The organism is Methylobacterium nigriterrae (assembly GCF_037106235.1).
Lineage (GTDB): Bacteria > Pseudomonadota > Alphaproteobacteria > Rhizobiales > Beijerinckiaceae > Methylobacterium > Methylobacterium nigriterrae.
This window is the reverse complement of record NZ_JBAWTG010000308.1, coordinates 1-2196: the sequence shown is the minus strand read 5'-3', so window position 1 is coordinate 2196 and position 2196 is coordinate 1. Positions and strand designations below refer to the sequence as shown.

Below are 2196 nucleotides of genomic sequence, written 5' to 3'. Positions count from 1 at the left end.
ACGGCCGTCGTCAGCGTGTGCTGAAGGGCCGATCACCCGACAGGGTCCTGCGTGAGCGGCTGAAGGCGAACCCCGAACTCGCCAAGCCCGTTACCAAACTGCCTGATCCGGACGCGCTCCCGAAAGCCCTCAAGGTTGTTGCAGCCGCCAAGGAGGTCTCGCATCCAGACAACTAGGCGCCCGATGACGCCGCCGCGCGCGAAGCCGCGCCGCTCCCGTGCGGGCCGGATCCTGATCCAGGCGCCCGGGCGGCTGCGGGCGCTGGTGCGCGGCAGCGAGGCCGGCCTCGTCGCCCTCGCGGCTTTGGCCGGCTGCGTGGCGGGGCTTGCCGTCTCGGCGATGAACCTCGCCACGCAGGCACTGCGCGAGCTGCTGTTCGGCCTGCCTGCCGGCACCCGGCTGAGCGCGGCCGACGCGGTCGCGCCGCTCACGCTCCTGCTCGGTCCGGCGCTCGGCGGCGCCGGCCTCGGACTGCTGATCTTCGCGGTCGGGCGCTGGCGCGGGCGCCGCAGGCGCCCGGTCATCGATCCGATCGAGGCGAACGCGCTCCATGGCGGGCGCATGTCCCTGCGCGATTCCCTCTACGTGTCGATCCAGAACGTGATCTCGAACGGGTGCGGCGCCTCGGTCGGCCTCGAGGCCGGCTATACCCAGATCTCGGCGGGCATCGCCTCGCGCCTCGGCATCGCCTTCGAGCTGCGGCGGGGCGACCTGCGCACGCTGGTCGGCTGCGGCTCGGCCGCCGCCATCGCGGCCGCCTTCGGGGCGCCGCTGACGGGGGCCTTCTACGCGTTCGAGCTCATCATCGGCACTTACTCGATCGCCACCCTGACGCCGGTGGTGGTGGCGGCCCTGTGCGGCAGCGTCGTGGCCCGCACCCTCGTGCCGACGCCCCCCATGGTCGCGGTGGAGGGCATCGAGGCGATCACCACCACGACGCTGACCACCGCCGACACCCTGCCGAGCCTCGTCCTCGGCCTCGTCTGCGCGGCTCTCGGCATCCTGATCATGCGGGGCGTCACCCTGGTGGAGCAGGGGGTGGTCGCCACGCGCCTGCCGCGGGTGTTCGGGCCGGCGCTCGGCGGCCTCTGCGTCGGGTTCCTGGCGCTCGCGGCCTCCGCGCAGATCCTGTCGGGCGGGCACGGGGCGCTGCACCTGCTGCTCGCCGCGCACGGGCCGGCGATCGGCGCGGGCGGCCTCGCGCTCCTCTTCGCCGGCAAGGCCACCGCCTCGGCGATCTCGATCGGATCGGGCTTCCGCGGCGGCCTGTTCTTCGCATCGCTCTTCCTCGGGGCGATCGCCGGCAAGCTCTTCGCCGCTCTGGCGCCCGAGATCGTCCCGGGCATCGCGGCGCTCGGGCTGACGCCGCTCGCCTACGCGGTGATCGGCATGAGCGCGCTCGCGGTCGCGATCATCGGGGGGCCGCTCACCATGACCTTCCTGGCGCTCGAGCTGACCGGGAGCTTCCCGGTCACGGGCCTCGTGCTGGTGGCGGTGATCGCCTCGTCGCTCACCGTGCGCAAGACCTTCGGCTACTCCTTCGCGACCTGGCGCTTCCACCTGCGCGGGGAGAGCATCCGCAGCGCCCACGACGTCGGCTGGATCCGCAATCTCACGGTGGGCCGGCTGATGCGCAAGGACGTGCGTCCGGTGCCCCTCGACACGCCCTTGGCCACCTTCCTGCGCGCGCACCCGCTCGGCTCGCCCTCGCGGGTGATCGTGACCGACGCGCAGGAACGCTATGCCGGCATCGTGATGGTGCCGGAGGCGCACGCGATGGCCCGCGAGGCGCAGAACGGCGAGGAGCCCGGCCTCGCCGACGTGGTGCGTCACCCCGGGGACTTCCTGACGCCGGGAATGAACGCCAAGGAGGCCTCGGCCGCCTTCGACCGAACCGAGAGCGAGGCGCTCGCGGTGGTCGACGGAGAGGCGGAGCGGCGGGTGATCGGGCTCTTGACCGAGAGCCACACGCTCAAGCGCTACAGCGAGGAGCTCGACCGCCAGCGGCAGGCGATGGTGGGCGAGGCGGTCTGACGGCCGCGCGCGCTCAGCGCGGCCGGCGCGCCACGCTGACGATGTTGACCTCGCGGGCCTTGCGCTCTGGGAGAGTATCGGCGACGAGTTTGACGATGGCTGGGGCGTCGAGGCCGGCCTGGGCGTACATCCGGTCGGGCGTGTCGTGGTCCTGGTAGAGGT

1 protein-coding gene and 1 pseudogene are annotated in these 2196 nt (G+C 72.9%); both read left to right on the top strand.

Translation table 11 applies throughout. From position 1 onward, the window contains the following. A pseudogene (locus WDW90_RS41085) lies at positions 1–176 on the top strand (IS481 family transposase); the annotation flags it as partial. 7 nt (positions 177–183) lie between these two features. Next, entirely contained in the window at positions 184–2034 is a 1851-nt protein-coding gene (locus tag WDW90_RS36530) for a chloride channel protein (protein ID WP_336492626.1), read from the top strand. The last annotated feature ends 162 nt before the right edge of the window (positions 2035–2196 follow it).

Coding starts and splice junctions, on each gene's coding strand:
- WDW90_RS36530 (WP_336492626.1), top strand. CDS start 184: ATGACGCCGCCGCGCGCGAAGCCGCGCCGCTCCCGTGCGGGCCGGATC.